Origin of the sequence: Rhizobium changzhiense (genome assembly GCF_013087625.1) — a bacterium.
In the GTDB taxonomy this organism is placed as follows: Bacteria; Pseudomonadota; Alphaproteobacteria; order Rhizobiales; family Rhizobiaceae; genus Rhizobium; species Rhizobium sophorae.
The window spans coordinates 36281-56437 of record NZ_JABFCQ010000010.1 but is presented as its reverse complement, the minus strand read 5'-3'; the positions used below and the strand labels follow the sequence as shown (position 1 = coordinate 56437).

The window sequence follows — 20157 nt, the reverse complement described above, 5'->3', positions numbered from 1 at the left end:
GTCATTGCAAATCGCTAAGACTGAGTCTGGGGAAATGAAGAGAAATCTGCTGTCCGTCGCCGCGCTGCTTTTTGGCACGCTCTTCCTTTTCATGGGCAACGGCCTGCAGGGCATACTGCTTCCCGTGCGCGGCAATCTTGAAGGCTACGCAACGACGACGCTCGGCCTGCTCGGCACCTCCTGGGCGGGGGGCTTCGTCATCGGCTGCCTGGTTGCACCGAAGATCGTGCGCCGCGTCGGCCATGTGCGTGCCTTTTCCGGCTTCATCTCGATCATCGCCATCATCGCGCTGGTCAGCGGTATCATCATCGATCCGATCTGGTGGGTGGTCCTGCGCGCCGTCACCGGCTTCTCCACCGCCGGCACGTCGATGATCATTGAAAGCTGGCTGAACGAGCGCGCCAGCAACGAGAGCCGCGGCATGATCTTCTCGCTCTATATCGGCATCACACTCATCGGCGTCGTCGGCGGCCAGATGATGATCCCGCTCGAGGATGTGCGCACGCCGGTGCTGTTCATGATTTGCGGCATCTTCTATTGCATCGCGATGCTGCCGACGACGCTGTCGACCGCCGCTTCGCCGCAGCCGCTGAAGGCGGTGCGCCTCGATCTGCCGGCGCTCTATCGCAACTCGCCGGTCTCCTGCCTCGGCATCCTGCTCGTCGGCATCGCCAACGGTGCCTACGGCACGCTCGCCCCTGTATTCGGCGCCGGCGCCGGCCTCTCCGACGCCAGCATCGCCGTCATGATGAGCGCTACCATCTTCGCCGGGGCGGTGATGCAGCTGCCGGCCGGCCGGCTTTCCGATCGCATCGACCGGCGTTACGTGCTCGCCGCCATGTCGGGGATCGCCGCCCTTGCCGGCCTGCTGATCTTCCTGCTCCACCCGACGTCCCCCGCTTTGCTGATCGGGCTCGTCGTCCTTTACGGTGCCGTGGCGAATACGCTCTATCCGATCGCCGTCGCCCACGCGAACGACTTCGCGGCGTCGGAGGATTTCGTCAAGGTCTCGGGCGGCTTGCTGCTGCTCTATGGCATCGGCACGGTGATCGGCCCGACGCTCAGCGGTCCCGTCATGTCGGCGATCACGCCGCATGCGCTTTTCCTCGTCACCGCCATCGCCCATGTGATGATCACCGTTTATGCCATCATCAGGAGCCGCATCCGCGCCGCGGTCCCCGCCAGCGACCGCGACGCCTACACCACGATCCCGACCGGCACCTCGCCGATGCTGACACCGCAAAGCATGTCGCTTGCCGATCGCGGCGCCGGCAAACCTCCCGAAACCGGAAAGTCTCCCGAAAGCGGCGATCCTGCTGTAAAGTTCGGCTAGAGCAAATTCCGGAAAAAGTGTGCAGCGACTTTGCGTTCCGGAATTGCTTAAAAATGCCAGGCAGCGAACGGAGGACGAACCATGAGCTTCATCGATGATGACCGGCCGCAGAAGAAAGTCGCCCACGAGATCGGCGCCGATCTCTCCATGCTTTCAGTCGACGAATTGAGGGCGCGGGTGGAATTGCTGAAGACGGAGATCGCCCGTCTCGAAGCCGAGGCCGCCCGCAAAGCCTCCGGGCGGCAGGCGGCGGAAAGCTTCTTCCGTTCGTGATCCGATAAAAACCCCGAAAAACAAGGCTGTAGGCGGCCAAAATAGCCCGCCTCAAGTCTTACTTCGGCACAATGTTAATAAAATATTAAGCTTTATAAGGTATTACTGTATTCATCCGGATTTCCTCTGGATCTCAGACAGTTTTCCAAGCGGTGAATTGGTCTGATTTTTCTCCCTGTTTTACCTTGAGAGCCGCGTTTGCGGCTCTTCTTTTTCCCATCGCCGGCGCACTTCCACGAAACTGTGGAGATTAACCCTTTCTTAAGAAACGGCTTGCGCATTTGGGCTAATGATACCATCTTAAAGTCATAAAGACCCGGCCTGGAAACTTTTCCATCGGAACCGGCGTTACCTGAATATATGTAGCTGCGTGCGAACAGGGACTATTGCGATGTCGGAAGTTGGATTGAACACGATCAGTTTTGCAGGTCGCGCCGCTGCATCTTCGCAGTTCAAGGCACTTTATGCGGAAGGCATGTTGCTGGTCGAAGAGACCGCCGCCTATCTCGACGGTCAGGGCCGCGCCGCTTCCAAGGTTCTGCCGCGGATGGCCTCGGTTCTCTACGCCGCGGAATCGATGCGTCTCACCACTCGCCTGATGCAGATGGCCTCCTGGCTGCTGCTGCAGCGCGCCGTCAACAATGGCGAAATGTCCCGCGACCAGGTGCTCGCCGAAAAGAACAAGGTTCGCCTCGACGGCTTCAACGTCGATCGCGCCGCACCCGGCTGGGGTGACCTGCCGGAATCCTTCCGCGACCTCGTTGAACGCTCGCTGCGTTTGCAGAACCGCATTGCTCTGCTCGACCGCGAGATCTACCGCCCGTCCGAAGCCGTGATCGTTCACGATAATCAGAACAGCGTCCAGGCCCAGCTTTCCCTGCTGCAGACCGCCTTCGGCAACAACTGACCAGATCTGCAAGAATTCGAATACAAACCGGCTGCGTCTCACGCGGCCGGTTTTTATTTGCCGCTGAAGGCCGGCATCCCTACAGCGTCCTTTGCGCGTCCGAAAAGACGCGCGGCACTATAAGCCGTTGCAAACGCAAAAAAGCCCGGCGAAACCGGGCTCTCTTCGAATTCCGTCGAGCAAAAGCGATTAGAGGCCGAGGCCGCCGAAACGCTTGTTGAACTTGGAAACGCGGCCACCGCGGTCCATGAGCTGCTGGTTGCCGCCAGTCCAGGCCGGATGCGACTTGGAATCGATTTCGAGGTTCATGACAGCGCCTTCCGAACCCCAGGTCGAGCGGGTTTCGTACTCAGTGCCATCGGTCATGACCACCTTGATCATGTGATATTCGGGATGGATGCCTGCCTTCATAACAATCTTCCTGCGATACCGGAGTTCAATTTGCCGCATGCAGTTGCGGCCAACGAACCGATTGAATAAATGAAGCCGCAGTCGGATGGCTACGGCTTCCCATTAGGATGCGGTGCCTATACATGAAGGACGCCGGGATAACAAGAGCCAACAGGCCGCATTGCGCGGGTCCTGCGGGCGATCGGAGACGAATTGGCAGAGCAGGCACGGGCTGAGGAAAACAAGAAGCGATCGCTGCGATCGCTCGGCAGGCTGACGCCCTATCTCATGCGTTATCGCGGCCTGGTGGCCGGTGCGCTGATCTCGCTGGCACTTGCCGCCATCACCTCGCTGGCGCTGCCGCTCGCCGTGCGTCGCATGATCGATCACGGCTTCACCCAATCCGACGGCCGCTTCATCAACAGCTACTTCGCCATGCTGATGGTCATGGCCATCGTGCTCGCGGTCGCCAGCGCGCTGCGCTATTATTTCGTCATCACCATCGGCGAGCGCATCGTTGCCGATCTTCGCCGCGATGTCTTTTCCCATGTGACCAGGCTGTCGCCCTCCTTCTTCGACGTCAACCAATCCGGCGAGATCGTCTCGCGGCTGACCGCCGATACGACGCAGATCAAGTCCGCCGTCGGCGCCACCGCCTCGGTGGCGCTCAGGAACCTCATCCTCTGTATCGGCGCCATGGGCATGATGATCGTCACCTCGCCGAAGCTTTCGAGCCTCGTCATCGGAGCGATCCCGCTGATCGTCTTCCCGCTCGTCGCCTTCGGCCGCTCGGTGCGCAAGCGCTCGCGCGCCGCCCAGGATACGCTCGCCGATGCCTCCGCCTTCGCCAACGAGACGATCGCCGCGACCCGCACCGTCCAGGCCTTCAACGGAGAGGATGCCGCAGCGACGCGTTACGGCACCGCCGTCGAATCCGCCTACGAGGCCGCCCGCGCCGCCATCCGCTCGCGCGCGCTGCTAACCGGGATCGCCATCACGCTGATCTTCGGCAGTGTCGTTGCCGTGCTCTGGGTCGGCGCCCACAGCGTGCTCGCCGGCACGCTTTCGGCCGGCACGCTCGGCCAGTTCCTGCTCTATGCCGTCATCTCCGCCGGTTCGCTGGGCGCGCTGTCGGAGGTCTGGGGTGAACTCTCGCAGGCAGCCGGTGCCGCAGACCGGCTGACCGAGCTTCTCGACGAGGTCTCGCCGATCGCAGCGCCCGCCAGCCCTGAGCCGCTTCCCTCGCCCAGCCGCGGCCGCGTCGAATTCTCGGGCGTGCATTTTGCCTATCCCTCGCGCCCCGGCAAATCGGCGCTGCATGGTTTAAGCTTCGCGGTCACGCCAGGTGAGACCGTCGCCATCGTCGGCCCTTCCGGTGCCGGCAAGAGCACCGTCTTTTCGCTGCTGCTGCGCTTCTACGATCCGCAGCAGGGTAGCGTGAAGATCGATGGTGTCGATGCGCAGCTGACGAAGCCCGACGAGTTGCGCCAGCGCATCGCCATCGTGCCGCAGGACGTCACCATCTTTGCCGCCTCGATCCATGACAACATCGCCTTCGGCCGCCCCGGCGCCTCGCGTGACGAGGTCCGTGCCGCAGCTCTTGCCGCGCAGGCCGACGAATTCATCGCCCGGCTGGACCAGGGTTATGAGACCGAGGTCGGCGAACGGGGCATCACGCTCTCCGGCGGCCAGCGACAGCGCATCGCCATTGCCCGCGCCATCCTGAAGAACGCGCCCGTGCTGCTGCTCGATGAGGCGACCTCTGCGCTCGACGCCGAAAGCGAGACACTGGTTCAGAAGGCGCTCGACGGCCTGGTGGACGGCCGCACGACGCTCGTCATCGCCCATCGCCTGGCAACCGTGCTGAAGGCCGACCGCATTCTCGTCATGGATCAGGGCCGGGTCGTCGAAGAGGGCACGCATCAGAGCCTGATCCGTCACGGCGGCATCTATGCGCGGCTGGCGCGGCTGCAATTCGACGCCGCCAACGAGGATGTGCTCGCCGCCGCGAAATAGCCCGCGCGCACTTCTCCCGCCAACAGAGACTAAAGTCTGAACCCGCCGCGTCTCTCTGCGGTTGTCTTTCGCGCGTCCTGCCCTAACCTCTTCATTCCCCGGGGTGGGGATATTGCTGCTGAAATCCTTGGGAGGAGATAGGAATGGCGCTTTCCGATATGACGCGACGTACGGGCCTTGCGCTCGGTTTGGGTGTGCTTGCGGCCCTTGCCGTCGGCGCGTCTGCCACTGCTGCGGATTTTCCCGATCGCGCGATCACCATGGTCGTGCCCTTCGCGGCCGGGGGCTCGACCGACGTCGTCGCCCGCATCGTCGCGCAGAAGATGTCGGAGGATCTCGGCCAGCAGGTGATCGTCCAGAACGTCGCCGGCGCCGGCGGCAATCTCGGCGCCGGTAACGTCGCCCGCGCCGAACCGGACGGCTACACCATCCTGATGGGCACGGTCGCGACCCACGCCCTCAATCCGCTGATCCTGAAATCGACGCCATATGACGCCGAAAAGGATTTCGCACCGATCTCGCTGCTCGTCGTCGTACCGAATGTGCTGGTCGTCAATCCGGAGCTGCCGGCAAAGACCGTGCAGGAGCTGATCGCGCTGCTGAAGGCCGAGCCCGACAAATACAGCTACGCCTCGTCGGGCAACGGCACGCCGCTGCACCTTTCCGGTGAACTCTTCAAGTCCATGGCGGGTGTCAGCATGCAGCACATCCCCTATAAGGGCGCCGGCCCGGCATTGAACGACGTCATCGGCAACCAAGTGCCGATCATGTTCGACAACCTGCCCTCCTCGTCGAGCCACATCAAGGCCGGCACTCTGCGGGCGCTGGCGGTGACCACGGCCGAGCGCGCGCCGTCCTTCTCCGACGTACCGACAGTCGCCGAGTCAGGCATTCCAGGTTACGAGACCTACACCTGGAACGCGCTTTTCGCCCCGGCCAAGACCCCGAGCGAGGTCGTGATGCGCCTCAACGCCTCGGCTAAAAAGGCGCTTGCCGACCCAGCCGTCGCCGAACGCATGAAAGAATTCAGCGCCACCATCGTCGGCTCGACATCGGAGGAACTCGCCGCGCATGTGAAGGCCGAGCTCGCCAAATGGGGACCGGTCGTCAAGGGCGCGAACATCCAAATGGAGTGATGCCGGAGCATGATGCCAAAAAGTGTGAGCGGTTTCGGATGACATCATGCTCTATTCTTTAATTGAGAACCGGAATCAGATTTCAGGCTGGCCCGGCCTGAAATCATCCTGCTCCCGGGGCATAGGCGCCGGCGTATTCATTCGCTTGCGTCCAATGGAAACGGTGACAATTGGACGCTAGGCAACCCAATCCTGATTAAGGCAGTGGAAAAGCTCGCCATTTTGATCTAGCCTCCACTAAGCTGATGGTTGCAATTCAGCGTTTTGGGATTTCGGGAGACATCTATGTATAAATTCGAAGTCTATAAGGATAAGGCCGGCGAGTTCCGCTTCCGCTTCAAGGCATCGAACGGGGAAACCATGTTCCTGTCCGAAGGCTACAAGGCGAAGGCGTCCGCCGTGAGTGCCATCGAATCCATCAAGAAGAACACACCAAGCGCCGAGGTCGTCGACCAGACAAAGGCCGAGTCCTGAGCAGACCGGCAGCGGCGGCGTGATTGCCGCCCTGCCCTTTCGCGCCCTTGAGCAGCGCCGACGCCCTTGAGCCGGCCCGCTTGCCATCTTCGGCGCCATTTTTCTTTTCGCATATTTTTGAAAGCCATGTCGAAACGACCGGTGGCCGCGCCTCATTGTTTCGGAACGGCCGCTCCGCTCCGCCGGGCTTCACGGTTTTCGGGATCTCGATCCCCGCTGTCGGCATGCCCGGATCAACGCAACAACGAGATCAGGAGTTTTCCATGCAATATGCTCTCATCATTCGCGAAGCCGCCGAGGATTTCGCTCGCCGCGCCGATCCCGCCTATCGAGACGGCTGGGTCGCCTACAGCAAAGCGCTCGCCCAGGCGGGGATCATGACTGGCGGCGCCGGGCTGACAGGCCCGGAGACCGGCACGATCGTGCGCCGCAAAGGCGAGGTCCATGATGTCCAGGACGGCCCCTATCCGGACGGCAAGGAACAGCTCGGCGGCTTCTATCTGATCGACGTCCCCGACATCGACATCGCGCTCGAATGGGCGACCCGCGTTCCGATCTCCGACAAGGGTTCGGTCGAGGTGCGCCCACGCCTGCAGATGTGAGGCCGTCATGCCGCCCGATGCCGGACGCGCCGCCGAAAAGGTGGCGCGCCAGTCCTACGGCAAGCTCATCGCCTTCCTCGCCGCCCGCTCGCACGACGTGCCGGCGGCAGAAGATGCATTATCGGAAGCGCTGGCTTCGGCCCTTCGCGTCTGGCCGGAGCGCGGCGTTCCCGGCAATCCGGAAGCCTGGCTGCTGGTGGCCGCCCGCCGCAACCTCATGCAGGCGGCCCGCCACCGCACCGTCGAGGCCAATGCGCAAACGACGATATCGGTCGCCCTCGAGGAGGCGGAGGAACGCATGAACGAGGCCGGTAACGCCGTCTTTCCCGATGAGCGGCTGAAGCTGCTCTTCGCCTGCACCCATCCCGCCATCGACAGCTCCGTGCATACGGCGCTGATGCTGCAGACCGTTCTCGGCATCGAAGCAAAGACCATCGCCCGATCGTTCGTCGTCTCGCCGGAGGCGATGAGCCAGCGGCTGGTGCGGGCCAAGGTGAAGATCCGGGATGCCGGCATTCCTTTCGCCGTCCCGCCCCGCCCCGCCTTGCCCGGGCGGCTTGCGGCGGTGCTCTCGGCGATCTACGCGGCCTACGGTCTCGGCTGGGACGGTCTCGACGGCGAGGAAGAGCGCCATTCACTCGCCGGCGAGGCGATCTGGCTCAGCCGTGCGCTTCTGACGGTGCTGCCGGACGAACCGGAAGCGATCGGCCTGCTGTCGCTGATGCTCCACTGCGAAGCCCGCCGCAGCGCCCGGCGCGACGATAGCGGCCGATATGTGCCGCTGGACGAGCAGGACGCGGCCGCGTGGAACGCGATCATGATTGCCGAGGCGGATGCATTGCTGCGCAAGGCCGGCGGCTTCGACCGTTTCGGCCCCTTCCAGTGTCAGGCGGCAATCCAGTCCGTGCATGCAGCGCGCCGGCTGTCGGGAACGACCGACCGGCAGGCGCTGACGACACTCTACGCGGCGCTGGTGATGATGAAGCCGACGCTCGGTGCACGCGTCAGCCAGGCTGCGGTGATCGGCAGGGCCTCGAGCGCCGCTGCCGGGCTGGAGCAGCTCGACAAGCTCGATCCGCATGACATCACAAGCTACCAACCCTACTGGGCCGTGCGTGCCTTTCTCCTGACCCAGGCCGGCGATGATACTGCGGCAGCCGATGCCTATATGACAGCGATCGGCCTCAGCGACAGCCCCGCCGTGCGCGATTTTCTCGCCGGCCGGCTAAAAGAAGCGCGGCAGGCGATATCAGGCCACTGCATCATTCCTTAAATCGGAATCGATTTAAGGAATGATGCAGCCATTCAAAGTGTTACAGCGTCCTTTGCGCGTCTGAAAAGACGCGCGGCGCTGTAATCACTTCTCGGTCAGCTTCAGCTCGATGCGGCGGTTGGTGGAGCGCGCATCCGGCGTGTCGCCCGGGGCGATTGGCTGGAACTGGCCGAAGCCGGCGGCAACCAGCCGGTCGGCCGGCACGCCCTGCGCGATCAGGAACTTGACCACCGAAATCGCGCGCGCCGAGGAGAGCTCCCAATTGTCGCGATAGCGGCCCGTTCCGGCAAGCGGCACATTGTCGGTATGGCCGTCGACGCGCAGCACCCAGTTGATCTCGGGCGGAATTTCCTTGGCGAGATCGAGAAGGGCGGCGGCAAGCTTCGCCATCTCGGTCTGTCCTTCCGGATTGAGATCGGCGCCGCCCGAGGGAAACAGCACTTCCGATTGGAATACGAACCGGTCGCCGACGATGCGGATATTCTCGCGGTCCGAGAGGATCTCCCGCAACCGGCCGAAGAAGTCGGAACGGTAGCGGTTCAGCTCTTGGACGCGCGCGGCGAGCGCCACGTTGAGGCGGCTGCCGAGGTCGGCGATCTTGGTCTGCGAAACCCGGTCCTTCTCCTCCGACGCCTGAAGGGCTGCTTCGACGGCGGCGATCTGGCTGCGAAGTGCCGCGATCTGCTGGTTCAGCAGTTCGACCTGGCTGAGCGCCCGTTCGCTCACCTGCTTCTGCTCGTCGAGCTCCTGCGTCATCGAGCCGATCCGCTTCTGCGCCGCATCCTGACCGCCCGAACCGGCATTCAGCAGCGCCTGCAGCCGCGAACGGTCGCCTTCGGCACTGGCCAGCGAGGCCTGCAGATTGGCGACCGAATCCTGCAGATCCTGGTTGCTGCCCTTTTCGAGCGCGAGAAGCTGCGTCAGCTCGTTGATCTGGCTGTTGAGGCGATTGAGCACCTCATCGCGTCCGGTGATCTCGCGGCTAAGGATGAATTGCCCGACAACGAAAACCGTCAGCAGGAACATGATGGAGATGAGCAACGTCGACAGTGCGTCAACGAAACCCGGCCAATAATCCACCGTGCGTTCGCGGCGGCGGTTGCGGGCAAGAGCCATGGCCTACTTGCCCTCGCTCTTTTCTGCCTGGCTGGCGCGGTCCCGCAAACGCTCGCCCCTCTCGCCGGCGCGGTCCTGCACGCCGATGCGTTCGGCAAGCCGGTCCAGCGTGCGGCGCATGGCCTTGGCCTCGTCCTGCTGTGCCTCGATCCAGTCGCGCAGCATCTGCTGTTCGTTGCGCATGTTCTTGACGAGGCCCTGAATACCTTCGGCAAGGCTTGCCATGGCAGCGACGGAGCGCTGGCTTCCGGCGCCGCCCTCTTCGGAGACCTTGCGCAGATAATCGGAGAGCGCGCGCATGTCGTCCGAGGAAGCGCCGGAAACGGCCTCGAGAGCCGGGGCAAGATCGGAGCCGACATCCGTGACCGAGGACAGCCAGTTTTCCAGCTCCATGTAGAAGCGGTTCTGCGCGCGGCCGGCCTGCAGGTCGAGGAAGCCGAGAATGAGCGAACCGGAAAGGCCGAGCAGCGAAGAGGAGAAGGCTTGGCCCATGCCCGAAAGCGGCATCGAGAGCCCTTCCTTCAGCGCCGAGAGCACGTCCCCCGTGCCGTTCGAGCCGGCATCGAGCGACTGGATGACGATGCTGATCGAACCGATCGTGCCGATGAGACCCCAGAAGGTGCCGAGCAGGCCGAGGAAGACCAAGAGGCCGATCAGGTAGCGCGAAACGTCGCGTGATTCGTCGAGGCGGGTGGCGATCGAATCGAGGATCGAGCGCAGCGCCGTCGTCGACAGCGCCACTGAGGACTTGCGGCTGCCGAGCAGCGCCCGCATCGGCGCAAGCAGCCGCGGATTGCGGTTGACCTTGTCGGCGCTGCCGGCGGCGCGGAACGAATTGAACCAGCGCACTTCGGGGCGAAGCGCCAGTACATGGTTGAAAACAAGGATGATTCCGACCGCGAGAACGCCGACGATCAGGCCGTTGAGGCCCGGATTGTGCATGAAGGCGGTCTGCGTCTGGCGGAAGAGGATGGCGGCGATAAAACCGACGATGACGAGGAAAAGCAGCATCGTCCAGAGGAAGGGCATGGGGCTCGAAAGCCTGTGGGCATAAGTGCCCGCCGTCTTTTCGGTGGAGCCGATCTCCGCCACATTCACATTTTCCATAGGTTACGCAGCCTCCGGATTCCCTGCTGGCGGAGACTAGAGCAACATTGTGCCGAATTGAAGTATGCCGGGGAGAAAACCGTGACTTTACAACAGCCAGATTTTCGTTCGATCACTTGGCGGGAACCGGCCGCTTGACGACTTCGATCAACGCCTTGTGGATAATCTCGTTGCCGGCGACGATCGTGCCGCTCTCGAGCATCGTTGCGCCGCCGTCCCAGTCGGTGGCGAAACCGCCGGCCTCGCGGATGAGCAAGATGCCGGCGGCCATGTCCCAAGGCGCAAGCTCCGCCTCCCAGAAACCGTCGAAACGACCGGCCGCGACATAGGCAAGATCGAGCGTCGGCGAGCCCAGGCGCCGGATGCCCGCCACTTCGCCCATCACGTGGCGAAGCTCGACCAGGAACTTGCCGTGATTGCGCTTGCCGAGCGCCGGCACGCCACAGCCGATGACGCAATCCGACAGCGCCCGGCGCGCAGCGACGCGCAGGCGCCGGTCGTTGAGGAAGGCGCCGCCGCCGCGCTCGGCGGAATAGAGCTCGTCGGTCGCCGGATTGAAGACGACGGCGGCAACGATCTCGCCATTGCGTTCGAGCGCGATCGAGACAGCAAAGGCCGGGATGCCGTGCAAAAAGTTCGTCGTGCCGTCGAGCGGGTCGACGATCCAGCGATGCGCGCCGTCGGTGCCCTTGATTTCCTCGCTTTCCTCGCCGAGGAAGCCATAGGTCGGACGCGCCTTGAGCAGCTCTTCCCTGACGATCTTTTCGGCCTTGCGGTCGGCGGTGGAAACGAAATCGCCCGGTCCTTTCACGGAAACCTGCAGGTTCTGCACTTCGCCGAAATCACGTCCCAGCGACTTTCCTGCCTTGAGGGCAGCCTGAACCATGACATTGAGAAGAGCTGAACGGGCCATCGGCGCATTTTTCCTTGGGACTGATACGGGGCGCGCGCGCTGCCAGGGGCGGGAAGTGTCCCTGAACATGCATGACAGGCAGCGCTGCGAAGATTGGCGGCCTCAAGACCACAAAATCAGGGAAATTTCAAGGGGAGGCGCGCATGGCTGCCCTGCGGCGCCAAAAACCGCCGGTTATGCTGAACGGATAAATCGGCGACATCTTCCGAGGCCGTCCATTTTCTTGCGTTCCGTTGAAACGATCTCAGAACTTCTGCTGCGTGATCAGCACTTCGCGAGCGATCTGGTCGAGCGGTAGGACACGGTCGACGCCGCCCTTGGCGATCGCCTCCTTCGGCATGCCGAAGACAACCGAACTCGCCTCGTCCTGCGCCACTGTGTAGGCGCCGGCCTGATGCATTTCCAGCATACCCCGCGCGCCGTCGTCGCCCATGCCGGTCATGATGATCCCCATGGCGTTTGAGCCGGCCGAGCGCGCCGCCGAGCGGAAGAGCACGTCGACGGAAGGCCGGTGTCGCGACACCAGCGGCCCGGTCTTGACGCTCACATAGTAGCGCGCACCCTGGCGTTCGAGCAGCATGTGCTTGTCGCCTGGCGCGATCAGCACATGGCCGCGCAGCACCGGATCGCCATCGACGGCTTCCTTGACCTCGACCTCGCAGAGCCCGTTCAGCCGCTTGGCAAAGGCGGCGGTGAATTTCTCCGGCATATGCTGGACGATCACCATGCCAGGCGCATTGGCCGGCAGTTCCTCCAGGAACTCGCGCAGCGCTTCGGTGCCGCCGGTGGAGGCACCGACGCAGACGACCATGTCGGTCGTCTTCGCCATGGCCCGCCCCGTCGGTGGCGGCAACATCACATCCGCCGTCAGCTTCTTGGCCGGCCCCTCCACTGAGGCCGAGCGGATGGTTCCGGCGGCGCGGCGGACATTGGAAAGCCGTGCATGCGAGGCGCTCTTGACGACTTCGCGAATGCGCATCGCGTCGTCGGAAAGGCTGTCGGCGGCCCCGATCTTCGATTTCAGGATGACGTCGACGGCGCCGGCCTCCAGCGCCTGGAGCAGCGTTTCCGACCCCGCCTCCGTCAGCGACGAGCACATCACGACAGGGATCGGCCGCTGCGACATCAGCTTGCGCAGGAAGGTGATGCCATCCATGCGCGGCATTTCCACATCCAGCGTGATGACATCGGGGATCTCTTCCTGCAGCTTCCGCGCCGCCATGAAGGGGTCGGATGCGACCGCCATGATCTCGATATCGGGATCCTGCTCCAGCACATGGGTCAGCGTCTGGCGGATGCTGGCGGAATCGTCGATGATGAGAACGCGGATTTTCTTAGCCATGAATGCCCCTAATGCATGCCGTCCAGAAGTGCGCAGCGGTTTTGGGATGACGCGATGCGCTTTAGATACGCTGAAACACCGTATTCGAGACCTGCTTCAACGGCAGATCGAAGCCGGTGATTGATTCAGAATGGCCGATAAACATGTAGCCGCCCTTCGCCAGGCAATCACAGAGGCGGTTGAGAACACCGGCCTGAGTCTGCTTGTCGAAGTAGATTAGCACGTTGCGGCAGAAGATGACGTGCATCGGCTCGCCGATCGCGTATTTCTCGTCCATCAGGTTCATGCGGGCAAAACCGATCTTGCTGCGCAATCTCGGCGTGATGCGCACCTCCCGCCGACCCGGCTGCTTGGCCGTCAGCACATATTTGCGCTGCAGATCGCGCGGCACAGGCGCGATCAAATCTTCTGGGTAGATGCCCCGCCGTGCCGTCTGCAGCACGTCGGTGGAAAGGTCGGTCGCCAGCACGCTGTAGGAGACGTCGTTGCGGCCTTCGGCGAATTCTGCCAGCACCATCGCCATCGTGTAGGGTTCCGCCCCCGTCGAGCAGGCCGAACTCCAGGTGCGGATGGTCCGCACGCCGCTGTTGGCGATCGCCGGCAACGCCACGCTCTGCAGATAGTCGAAATGCTTGGCTTCGCGGAAGAAGTCGGTCTTATTCGTCGTCACGACGTCGATCAGGTAGACGGTCTCCTGGGCGAGGCCATCGTCATTGAACAGGAAGTCGCAATAATCGTCGAAGGTCGAATGGTTGGTTGCGCGAAGGCGGCGCCTCAACCGCCCTTCGAGCATCGTCAGCTTGGTCGGCGGCATCTTGATGCCGCTATAATCGTAGATGAACCGGGCAAGCTTGTCGAAATTGCGCTTGCTGATCCGGTCGCCCGGCAATTGGGCTTCCACTGCTGCCATACCCATAGAACGCAGTACTCCAGGTTGATACGCGGTCAGGCCGCTGATTGCAGTGCCGAGGCGTCCTCGCGCGACAGCAGCCGTGCAAGATCGATGATGACGACGAAGCCGTTTTCACGGCGAACGACGCCGGCGATATAGTCCGAGCGCCAGCGCACGCCGATATCAGGCGCCGCCTCGATTTGCTCGCGCCGGAACGGTGTGACCTCGAAGACGCGGTCGGCGACGAGGCCAAGCGTCAGCAGCCGGTTTTCCATCGGCACATCGAGGACGAGCACGCGCGTGTGCGGCGTCGGCACGGTCTTCGTCATGCCGAGCTTCAGGCGAAGATCGATCGTCGGCACGCCCTGCCCGCGCACATCGCGCAGGCCAAGCAGATAGTCGGGACCATTCGGAATCTTGAAGGCTTCCGCATAATCGAGGATTTCCCGCACCACCTCAACCGGCACTGCGAAGATCTCGTCGCCGAGGCTGAAGGTCACGAATTGCGCTTCCAGGGAGGTCGTGGCCATGATCATGCGCTTTCCTTGAATTCGGCGTCCCCATCATCGGGACCGCCCATGGAGAGATCGAGGGCGAAGCCTTTCGCCCGCGCCTGCTGGCCGGCGACGCTATTGGCAGCCGGCTTCTTGGGCGCAGGCTTGCGGGCGGCAGCGGCCGGAGCCTGGCTACGGACAGTCATCCTGGCGGCCGGTGCGCGCTCACGGCGCCCGCCTGCCATGTCGACCTTGAAGAAGGCGATCGATGTCTGCAGTTCTTCCGCCTGGGAGGCCAGTTCCTCCGAGGTTGCCGACATCTGCTCGGAGGCCCCGGCATTCTGCTGCGTTACCTTGTCGAGCTGCTGGATCGCCTCGTTGATCTGCGAAGCGCCGATATCCTGTTCGCGGCAGGCAGCGCTGATCTCGGAGACCAACTCCGCCGTCTTGCGGATGTCGGGCACCAGCCGGCCGAGCATGTCGCCCGCTTCCTGGGCGGCTTTGACAGTATCATCGGACATCGCGCCGATTTCCGCAGCCGCCGACTGGCTGCGCTCGGCAAGCTTGCGCACCTCGGAGGCGACGACCGCGAAGCCCTTGCCGTGCTCGCCGGCACGTGCCGCTTCCACGGCGGCATTGAGGGCGAGAAGGTCTGTCTGGCGGGCGATCTCCTGGACGATACCGATCTTCTGCGCGATCGTGCGCATCGCATCGACAGCGCGAGAGACGGCTTCGCCGCTGGCTTCGGCATCCTTGGCCGACTGGCGGGCGATCTTTTCTGTCTGTGCAGCGTTATCGGCGTTCTGCTTGATGTTGGCGGCCATTTCTTCCATCGAGGCGGAAGCCTCTTCGGCCGAAGCCGCCTGTTCGGTGGCGCCCTGCGACACCTGCTCGGAGCTCGAGGACAGTTCCTGGCTGCCGGCCGAGACATTCTCAGCGGCGGCGATCGCATCGGCGACGACGCCGCGCAGGCGCTCGACCATCTGCTCCAGCGCGATGCCGAGCATATCCTTCTCCGAAAGGGGCTTCGGAGAGACAGTCAGGTCGCCGTTCGAGATCTGGTTGGCGATCGTTGCGGTAGTGCGCAGGTTCGCCGTCATCCGGCTCATCGAATGGACGAGATCGCGGATCTCGTCGTTGCTCTTGTGCTCGATAGTCTGTTCGAGGTCGCCGATGCTGACGGCATCGGCAAGGTTGACGGCGCGCTTCAAGCCGCGCGAAATGTTGAGCAGGATCCAGATCGCTGCTGCCGACGAGACGATGATCAGGCCGATCGTCATCATGACCAGCAGATTGCGCGAGTGCGCATACTGGTCGTTGGTGGCGGCGTCGGTTTCGGCGACATTGCCGGTCACCGTGTCGTTCAGCTTGGTGAGGATGCCGAGTAGCTGGGTAGTCACCTGCTGGCCTTCGCCCATCGAGATGACGCCGGCCTGAGTGTTGGACTCCGTCGTGTTCTGCGTGGCGAGACCGGCGACGCGATCCTGCAGCGCTGTCCACTTGCCGTAGAGATCGCCGAACTGGCCCATGCCATTCCTGATATCAGGGTCTTCCGAAGCAGCGAGGCGAGCCTGCAATGTCTTGATCTGCTCGCGCTGCTGCGAGATCTCATCGACATAACCGGCGATCTTGGTCGGATCGGTGTTGATGATCGCATCCTTTTCGGCGCGGATCGAGCGCATCACGGCATCGGAGAGATCGCCGGAATCGCGCAGATTGGCGACCGGACCGGCAACCATGATCGAGATCTCGCTGTTCAGCGACGAGAGATTATAGATCGAAAGACCGGCCATCGCACAGGTCAGGAGAACGATGAAACCGAACACTAGGCTCAGTTTTAATTTGATTGTGAAGCGCATTTCAAACCCCCGTTAGTACCGCGGCGGATATTCCGCCAGATCGCACATCGTGCCGTCGTAAAAACGCTTCATGCGTCACCAGCGGAGCCGGCATGACCAGGTGCGTCCATGCACCGGTTCAATCGAGGGCCGCTATCCACCGCGGCCCCCGCTTCTGCATCGGAAAAGCCCTATGCGCTTTCACGGAACTCGTCATCGGTCGTATCGGGACCGCCCATCGACATATCGAGGGCAAAGCCCTTCACGCGGGCCTGCTGGCCAGCGACCGTATTGGCGGGCGCCTTGCCAGCCGGTTTTCGCGGTGCGGCCGGAGCCCGGCTGCGGACCGTGAGTTTTGCAGCCGGCGCACGCTCGCGGCGCCCGCCTGCCATGTCGACCCTGAAGAAGGCAATCGACGTCTGCAGCTCTTCAGCCTGGGAGGCGAGTTCCTCCGAGGTTGCCGACATCTGCTCGGAGGCGCCGGCATTCTGCTGCGTCACCTTGTCGAGCTGCTGGATTGCCTCGTTGATCTGGGCCGCCCCAATATCCTGTTCACGGCAGGCAGCACTGATCTCGGAAACCAGCTCGGCCGTCTTGCGGATATCGGGCACCAGCCGGCCGAGCATGTCGCCCGCTTCCTGGGCCGCCGTCACCGTATCGCTCGACATTGAGCTTATCTCGGCAGCAGCCGACTGGCTGCGTTCAGCAAGCTTGCGCACTTCCGAGGCGACGACCGCAAAACCCTTGCCATGTTCGCCGGCACGCGCGGCTTCGACAGCAGCGTTGAGAGCCAGCAAATCGGTCTGGCGGGCGATTTCCTGAACGATGCCGATCTTCTGGGCAATCGTACGCATGGCGTCGACAGCGCGGGAGACAGCCTCTCCGCTGGCTTCCGCATCCTTGGCCGACTGACGAGCGATCTTTTCCGTCTGAGCGGCATTGTCGGCGTTCTGCTTGATGTTGGCGGCCATCTGCTCCATCGAGGCGGAAGCCTCTTCGGCGGAAGCCGCCTGTTCGGTGGCGCCCTGCGACACCTGTTCCGAGCTTGCCGAAAGCTCCTGGCTGCCGGATGAGACGTTCTCGGCGGCCGAGATCGCATCGGCGACGACGCCGCGCAGGCGCTCGACCATCTGTTCGAGCGCGATGCCCAGTGCATCCTTGTCGGAGAGCGGCTTTGGAGACACCGTCAGGTCGCCGTTCGCGATCTGATCGGCGATGCCGGCGGTGGTCCGCAAGTTGGAGATCATGCTCCGCATGGCAATGCCGAGCGCATCCTTATCCGAAAGCGGCTTGGCGTCGGTGCTGAGGTCGCCCATGGCGATCTGATCGGCAAGCGCTGCCGTGGCATTCAGATTGGCAGTCATGGCATTGACCGTATTGATGAGATCCTTGATCTCGTCATTGGTCTTGACATCGACCTTCTGGTTGAGGTCGCCGATCGCGACGGCGTTTACGACGGTCGTAATCTTCCGCAGGCCGTTGTTGATGCCGAGCGTGATCCACAGTGCAGCGCCGAGAGCGATGAGCACGGCGATACCGGAAGCGGTGCCGAGGATCAGCTTCGTCGAGTTGTAAAGATCGGTGTTCGACTGATCGGTCGCCTTCATGCCCTTGCGCTGGATCTCGATGAGTGCGGCAATCGCGTCACCCATGTCGTTGGTCATCGTGCGCAGGTCGCCGAGCGACAGCGCCAATGCGCCGGCTTGATCGCCCCTGGCGTCAAGCTGCTGCAGTTCGGCGGATCTGTCGCGGAATTTCGCACCGACCGTCTGCAGCTTTTCCCAATAGGGCTTGCCTTCGGGCGAAGCGATGGCGTGGCCGGCATCGAGGGCGTCGAACATCGCCTGCAAGTTCTGGTCGGCCTCCTTGTAGAAACCGGCAGCGGCGTCGGGTTCGGTGGAAAGCAGCGCGTTCTTCTGAGCGCGGATGGCGTTGACTTCGGCAATATTGGCGTTCAGCGCCAGTTCCAGGCGGCGCATCGGGCCGTCGATCATTTTGCCGCTTGCATCGTTCAAGGTGCCGAGGCTCAGGCTTCCATAAACCGCGATGCCGATCAGCAGCAGCGTCATGATGCCGAAGGCAAGACCCAGTTTGAGCTTGATGGTGAAACGCATGTGATACCCCTATTTGCGGTCAAAATGAATGGATAGCGACACGTCCCATCGGTGGGGCGTCGAGCTTGAAAGTGATGTGTCTGAAAAGGGGGAAAGCGACTACATTCACTTCCCGGCAGCCGGACATCTATCGATCGCAGCGCCAACGCCTACATGCGTTGGGGGATATTCCCGCCTCGGGCCGCAGGAGCAGCCCGAGGGATCACTTTGAGGCGAAGGCGCTCAAGCGCTTTCCCTGAAATCGTCGTCGCTGGCGTCTGGACCACCCATCGACATATCGAGAGCAAAGCCTTTGAGACGCTGCTGTTGAGCCAAAATCGTCTGGCCTCGGCCTTGGCTGTGGGCCTGCGGGACAGCTTTACGGACAGCGGCCGGGGCCTTCACCTTGGCCGAAGCTTTTGGCTGCGCTTTGTTGGCGCCGGATCGCACGCTGCCTGCCGTATCGACCTTGAAGAAGGCGATCGACGTCTGCAACTCTTCGGCCTGGGAGGCGAGTTCCTCGGAAGTTGCCGACATCTGCTCGGAGGCGCCGGCATTCTGCTGCGTCACCTTGTCGAGCTGCTGGATCGCTTCGTTGATCTGCGAGGCGCCGATATCCTGTTCGCGGCAGGCGGCACTGATCTCGGAAACCAATTCCGCCGTCTTGCGGATATCGGGCACCAGCCGGCCGAGCATGTCGCCGGCATCGGCGGCAGCCTTGACCGTATCTGTCGACATCGCGCTGATTTCGGCCGCGGCCGACTGGCTGCGTTCGGCAAGCTTGCGCACTTCTGAAGCGACGACCGCAAAGCCCTTGCCGTGTTCACCCGCACGAGCGGCTTCGACGGCGGCGTTGAGAGCCAGCAGATCGGTCTGACGGGCGATCTCCTGGACGATGCCGATCTTCTGGGCGATCGTGCGCATGGCGTCGACGGCACGCGTCACCGCTTCCCCGCTCATCTCCGCATCCTTGGCCGACTGGCGGGCGATCTTTTCGGTCTGGGCGGCGTTATCGGCGTTCTGCTTGATGTTGGCGGCCATCTGCTCCATCGAGGCGGAAGCCTCTTCGGCCGACGCGGCCTGTTCGGTGGCGCCCTGCGATACCTGTTCCGAACTCGCCGAAAGTTCCTGGCTGCCGGAAGAGACATTGTCGGCGGCCGACAGTGCGTCGGCAACGACGCCGCGCAGACGTTCAATCATAGTATTGACGTTGCCCAGAAGTTCGCCGATTTCGTCACGGCTGGTGATGTCGGCCATCTTCGTCAGATCACCTTCCGACACTTCACGAACCACGGCGTTGGCACGGCTAAGGCCCTTGCTGATCGTGCTGGCGATCCAGAATGCGGTAATCGCAGCAACCAGCAGGGCAACGGCTGCCACCGCCATCATCATGGTGCGTGTGGCAGCATACCGGGCGTCGGCGTCATCGTCCGCGGCCTTCATGCGCTGTTTTTCAAGTGCCAGGATTTCGCTAAGCGTCGAGTCGATGTCGTTGGCAGCGGCCCGCGCCGCGGTCACGGAGACGGTATTTGCGCCTTCGGCGTTGCCGGCCTTCACATAGTCACGGATCTGATCGTCGGCTGCCGTGAAGGTCTTGGAAAGTTCGGCAATGCGCGCCCAGCGCGCCTTGCCTTCTTCGGTTGCCAACGCCAGTACCTGGCCGAAGGCATCTGTGAAGTCCTTGCGGGCTTGATTGCCCTTGGCGATCGCACCTGCGGTTTCGTCGGCAGTGCGGGCAGCGAGCAGGTTCTTCTGCTGGCGGATGGCCTCGAGCTGAGCAATGTTGATTTGCTGGGCGAGGTCGAGACGGGCTGCCGGACCGGCGAGGAGATTGCCAATCGTGTCGTTAAGCGATCCTAGGCTGAAAATGCCGTAGGCAGCGGTGCCCATGAGCATGAGGATGATGAAGGTGAACGCCGTCACCAGTTTTGTCTTGATTGTCAATTGCATCGGTCTAA

18 protein-coding genes are annotated in these 20157 nt (G+C 62.7%); 8 read left to right on the top strand and 10 right to left on the bottom strand.

Annotation, left to right across the window (positions count from 1 at the left end; genetic code table 11):
* Nucleotides 1–34 precede the first annotated feature (34 nt).
* The 3 genes from G9X68_RS30625 to rcdA all read left to right on the top strand — a co-directional run bounded on the left by G9X68_RS30625 (nucleotide 35) and on the right by rcdA (nucleotide 2513).
* Complete coding sequence (locus tag G9X68_RS30625; RefSeq protein ID WP_171605577.1) at nucleotides 35–1333, top strand: MFS transporter; 1299 nt, start codon at nucleotides 35–37, stop codon at nucleotides 1331–1333.
* 81 nt (nucleotides 1334–1414) lie between these two features.
* Nucleotides 1415–1606: a DUF1192 domain-containing protein gene (locus tag G9X68_RS30620; RefSeq protein WP_171605576.1), complete on the top strand. Its 192-nt coding sequence runs from the start codon at nucleotides 1415–1417 to the stop codon at nucleotides 1604–1606.
* A 391-nt stretch (nucleotides 1607–1997) separates the two neighbouring features.
* A complete protein-coding gene (gene rcdA, locus G9X68_RS30615; protein ID WP_171605575.1) occupies nucleotides 1998–2513 on the top strand; it encodes a protease adaptor protein RcdA in 516 nt (171 codons plus the stop codon).
* 189 nt (nucleotides 2514–2702) lie between these two features.
* On the opposite strand, the gene rpmE is transcribed toward rcdA, so the two are convergent.
* The gene (gene rpmE, locus G9X68_RS30610; protein WP_003542805.1) at nucleotides 2703–2924 is read right to left on the bottom strand and encodes a 50S ribosomal protein L31; all 222 of its coding nucleotides are present in this window, start codon (nucleotides 2922–2924) and stop codon (nucleotides 2703–2705) included.
* A gap of 192 nt (nucleotides 2925–3116) precedes the next feature.
* Here rpmE and G9X68_RS30605 point away from each other — a divergent pair, with 192 nt between their 5' ends.
* The 5 genes from G9X68_RS30605 to G9X68_RS30585 all read left to right on the top strand — a co-directional run bounded on the left by G9X68_RS30605 (nucleotide 3117) and on the right by G9X68_RS30585 (nucleotide 8404).
* The gene (locus tag G9X68_RS30605; RefSeq protein ID WP_171605574.1) at nucleotides 3117–4919 is read left to right on the top strand and encodes an ABC transporter transmembrane domain-containing protein; all 1803 of its coding nucleotides are present in this window, start codon (nucleotides 3117–3119) and stop codon (nucleotides 4917–4919) included.
* A gap of 143 nt (nucleotides 4920–5062) precedes the next feature.
* Nucleotides 5063–6055 carry a Bug family tripartite tricarboxylate transporter substrate binding protein gene (locus G9X68_RS30600; RefSeq protein WP_171605573.1) on the top strand — a complete coding sequence of 331 codons (993 nt, stop codon included), beginning with the start codon at nucleotides 5063–5065 and terminating at the stop codon, nucleotides 6053–6055.
* A 285-nt stretch (nucleotides 6056–6340) separates the two neighbouring features.
* Complete coding sequence (locus G9X68_RS30595) at nucleotides 6341–6529, top strand: YegP family protein (RefSeq protein ID WP_064651210.1); 189 nt, start codon at nucleotides 6341–6343, stop codon at nucleotides 6527–6529.
* Nucleotides 6530–6792: 263 nt separating this feature from the next.
* Nucleotides 6793–7131 carry a YciI family protein gene (locus tag G9X68_RS30590; RefSeq protein ID WP_171605572.1) on the top strand — a complete coding sequence of 113 codons (339 nt, stop codon included), beginning with the start codon at nucleotides 6793–6795 and terminating at the stop codon, nucleotides 7129–7131.
* A gap of 7 nt (nucleotides 7132–7138) precedes the next feature.
* Nucleotides 7139–8404: an RNA polymerase sigma factor gene (locus G9X68_RS30585; protein WP_171605571.1), complete on the top strand. Its 1266-nt coding sequence runs from the start codon at nucleotides 7139–7141 to the stop codon at nucleotides 8402–8404.
* A gap of 84 nt (nucleotides 8405–8488) precedes the next feature.
* On the opposite strand, the gene G9X68_RS30580 is transcribed toward G9X68_RS30585, so the two are convergent.
* From G9X68_RS30580 to G9X68_RS30540, 9 genes are all read right to left on the bottom strand, one after another.
* Nucleotides 8489–9520 (bottom strand): peptidoglycan -binding protein, encoded by a 1032-nt coding sequence (locus G9X68_RS30580; RefSeq protein WP_171605570.1) that lies wholly within the window; start codon nucleotides 9518–9520, stop codon nucleotides 8489–8491.
* Between the two features lie 3 nt (nucleotides 9521–9523).
* Complete coding sequence (locus tag G9X68_RS30575) at nucleotides 9524–10627, bottom strand: MotA/TolQ/ExbB proton channel family protein (protein ID WP_171605569.1); 1104 nt, start codon at nucleotides 10625–10627, stop codon at nucleotides 9524–9526.
* A 112-nt stretch (nucleotides 10628–10739) separates the two neighbouring features.
* Nucleotides 10740–11540: an inositol monophosphatase family protein gene (locus tag G9X68_RS30570; protein WP_171605568.1), complete on the bottom strand. Its 801-nt coding sequence runs from the start codon at nucleotides 11538–11540 to the stop codon at nucleotides 10740–10742.
* A 244-nt stretch (nucleotides 11541–11784) separates the two neighbouring features.
* Entirely contained in the window at nucleotides 11785–12882 is a 1098-nt protein-coding gene (locus G9X68_RS30565) for a protein-glutamate methylesterase/protein-glutamine glutaminase (RefSeq protein WP_171605567.1), read from the bottom strand.
* 61 nt (nucleotides 12883–12943) lie between these two features.
* The gene (locus tag G9X68_RS30560) at nucleotides 12944–13798 is read right to left on the bottom strand and encodes a CheR family methyltransferase (RefSeq protein WP_171605566.1); all 855 of its coding nucleotides are present in this window, start codon (nucleotides 13796–13798) and stop codon (nucleotides 12944–12946) included.
* Between the two features lie 29 nt (nucleotides 13799–13827).
* Nucleotides 13828–14310: a chemotaxis protein CheW gene (locus G9X68_RS30555; RefSeq protein ID WP_003552622.1), complete on the bottom strand. Its 483-nt coding sequence runs from the start codon at nucleotides 14308–14310 to the stop codon at nucleotides 13828–13830.
* On the bottom strand, nucleotides 14307–16127 hold the full coding sequence (locus tag G9X68_RS30550; protein WP_171605565.1) for a methyl-accepting chemotaxis protein: 1821 nt from the start codon (nucleotides 16125–16127) through the stop codon (nucleotides 14307–14309). Before G9X68_RS30550 ends, G9X68_RS30555 begins: the two co-directional genes overlap by 4 nt.
* A gap of 170 nt (nucleotides 16128–16297) precedes the next feature.
* Entirely contained in the window at nucleotides 16298–18220 is a 1923-nt protein-coding gene (locus G9X68_RS30545; protein ID WP_171605564.1) for a HAMP domain-containing methyl-accepting chemotaxis protein, read from the bottom strand.
* A 222-nt stretch (nucleotides 18221–18442) separates the two neighbouring features.
* Entirely contained in the window at nucleotides 18443–20149 is a 1707-nt protein-coding gene (locus G9X68_RS30540) for a methyl-accepting chemotaxis protein (RefSeq protein ID WP_171605563.1), read from the bottom strand.
* Between the last annotated feature and the right edge of the window lie 8 nt (nucleotides 20150–20157).

Bases quoted from the DNA above. Each gene is read 5' to 3' on its own strand.
- G9X68_RS30625 (WP_171605577.1), top strand. From the start codon at position 35: ATGAAGAGAAATCTGCTGTCCGTCGCCGCGCTGCTTTTTGGCACGCTC.
- G9X68_RS30620 (WP_171605576.1), top strand. From the start codon at position 1,415: ATGAGCTTCATCGATGATGACCGGCCGCAGAAGAAAGTCGCCCACGAG.
- rcdA (WP_171605575.1), top strand. From the start codon at position 1,998: ATGTCGGAAGTTGGATTGAACACGATCAGTTTTGCAGGTCGCGCCGCT.
- rpmE (WP_003542805.1), bottom strand. From the start codon at position 2,924: ATGAAGGCAGGCATCCATCCCGAATATCACATGATCAAGGTGGTCATG.
- G9X68_RS30600 (WP_171605573.1), top strand. From the start codon at position 5,063: ATGGCGCTTTCCGATATGACGCGACGTACGGGCCTTGCGCTCGGTTTG.
- G9X68_RS30595 (WP_064651210.1), top strand. From the start codon at position 6,341: ATGTATAAATTCGAAGTCTATAAGGATAAGGCCGGCGAGTTCCGCTTC.
- G9X68_RS30590 (WP_171605572.1), top strand. From the start codon at position 6,793: ATGCAATATGCTCTCATCATTCGCGAAGCCGCCGAGGATTTCGCTCGC.
- G9X68_RS30585 (WP_171605571.1), top strand. From the start codon at position 7,139: ATGCCGCCCGATGCCGGACGCGCCGCCGAAAAGGTGGCGCGCCAGTCC.
- G9X68_RS30580 (WP_171605570.1), bottom strand. From the start codon at position 9,520: ATGGCTCTTGCCCGCAACCGCCGCCGCGAACGCACGGTGGATTATTGG.
- G9X68_RS30575 (WP_171605569.1), bottom strand. From the start codon at position 10,627: ATGGAAAATGTGAATGTGGCGGAGATCGGCTCCACCGAAAAGACGGCG.
- G9X68_RS30570 (WP_171605568.1), bottom strand. From the start codon at position 11,540: ATGGCCCGTTCAGCTCTTCTCAATGTCATGGTTCAGGCTGCCCTCAAG.
- G9X68_RS30565 (WP_171605567.1), bottom strand. From the start codon at position 12,882: ATGGCTAAGAAAATCCGCGTTCTCATCATCGACGATTCCGCCAGCATC.
- G9X68_RS30560 (WP_171605566.1), bottom strand. From the start codon at position 13,798: ATGGGTATGGCAGCAGTGGAAGCCCAATTGCCGGGCGACCGGATCAGC.
- G9X68_RS30555 (WP_003552622.1), bottom strand. From the start codon at position 14,310: ATGATCATGGCCACGACCTCCCTGGAAGCGCAATTCGTGACCTTCAGC.
- G9X68_RS30550 (WP_171605565.1), bottom strand. From the start codon at position 16,127: ATGCGCTTCACAATCAAATTAAAACTGAGCCTAGTGTTCGGTTTCATC.
- G9X68_RS30545 (WP_171605564.1), bottom strand. From the start codon at position 18,220: ATGCGTTTCACCATCAAGCTCAAACTGGGTCTTGCCTTCGGCATCATG.
- G9X68_RS30540 (WP_171605563.1), bottom strand. From the start codon at position 20,149: ATGCAATTGACAATCAAGACAAAACTGGTGACGGCGTTCACCTTCATC.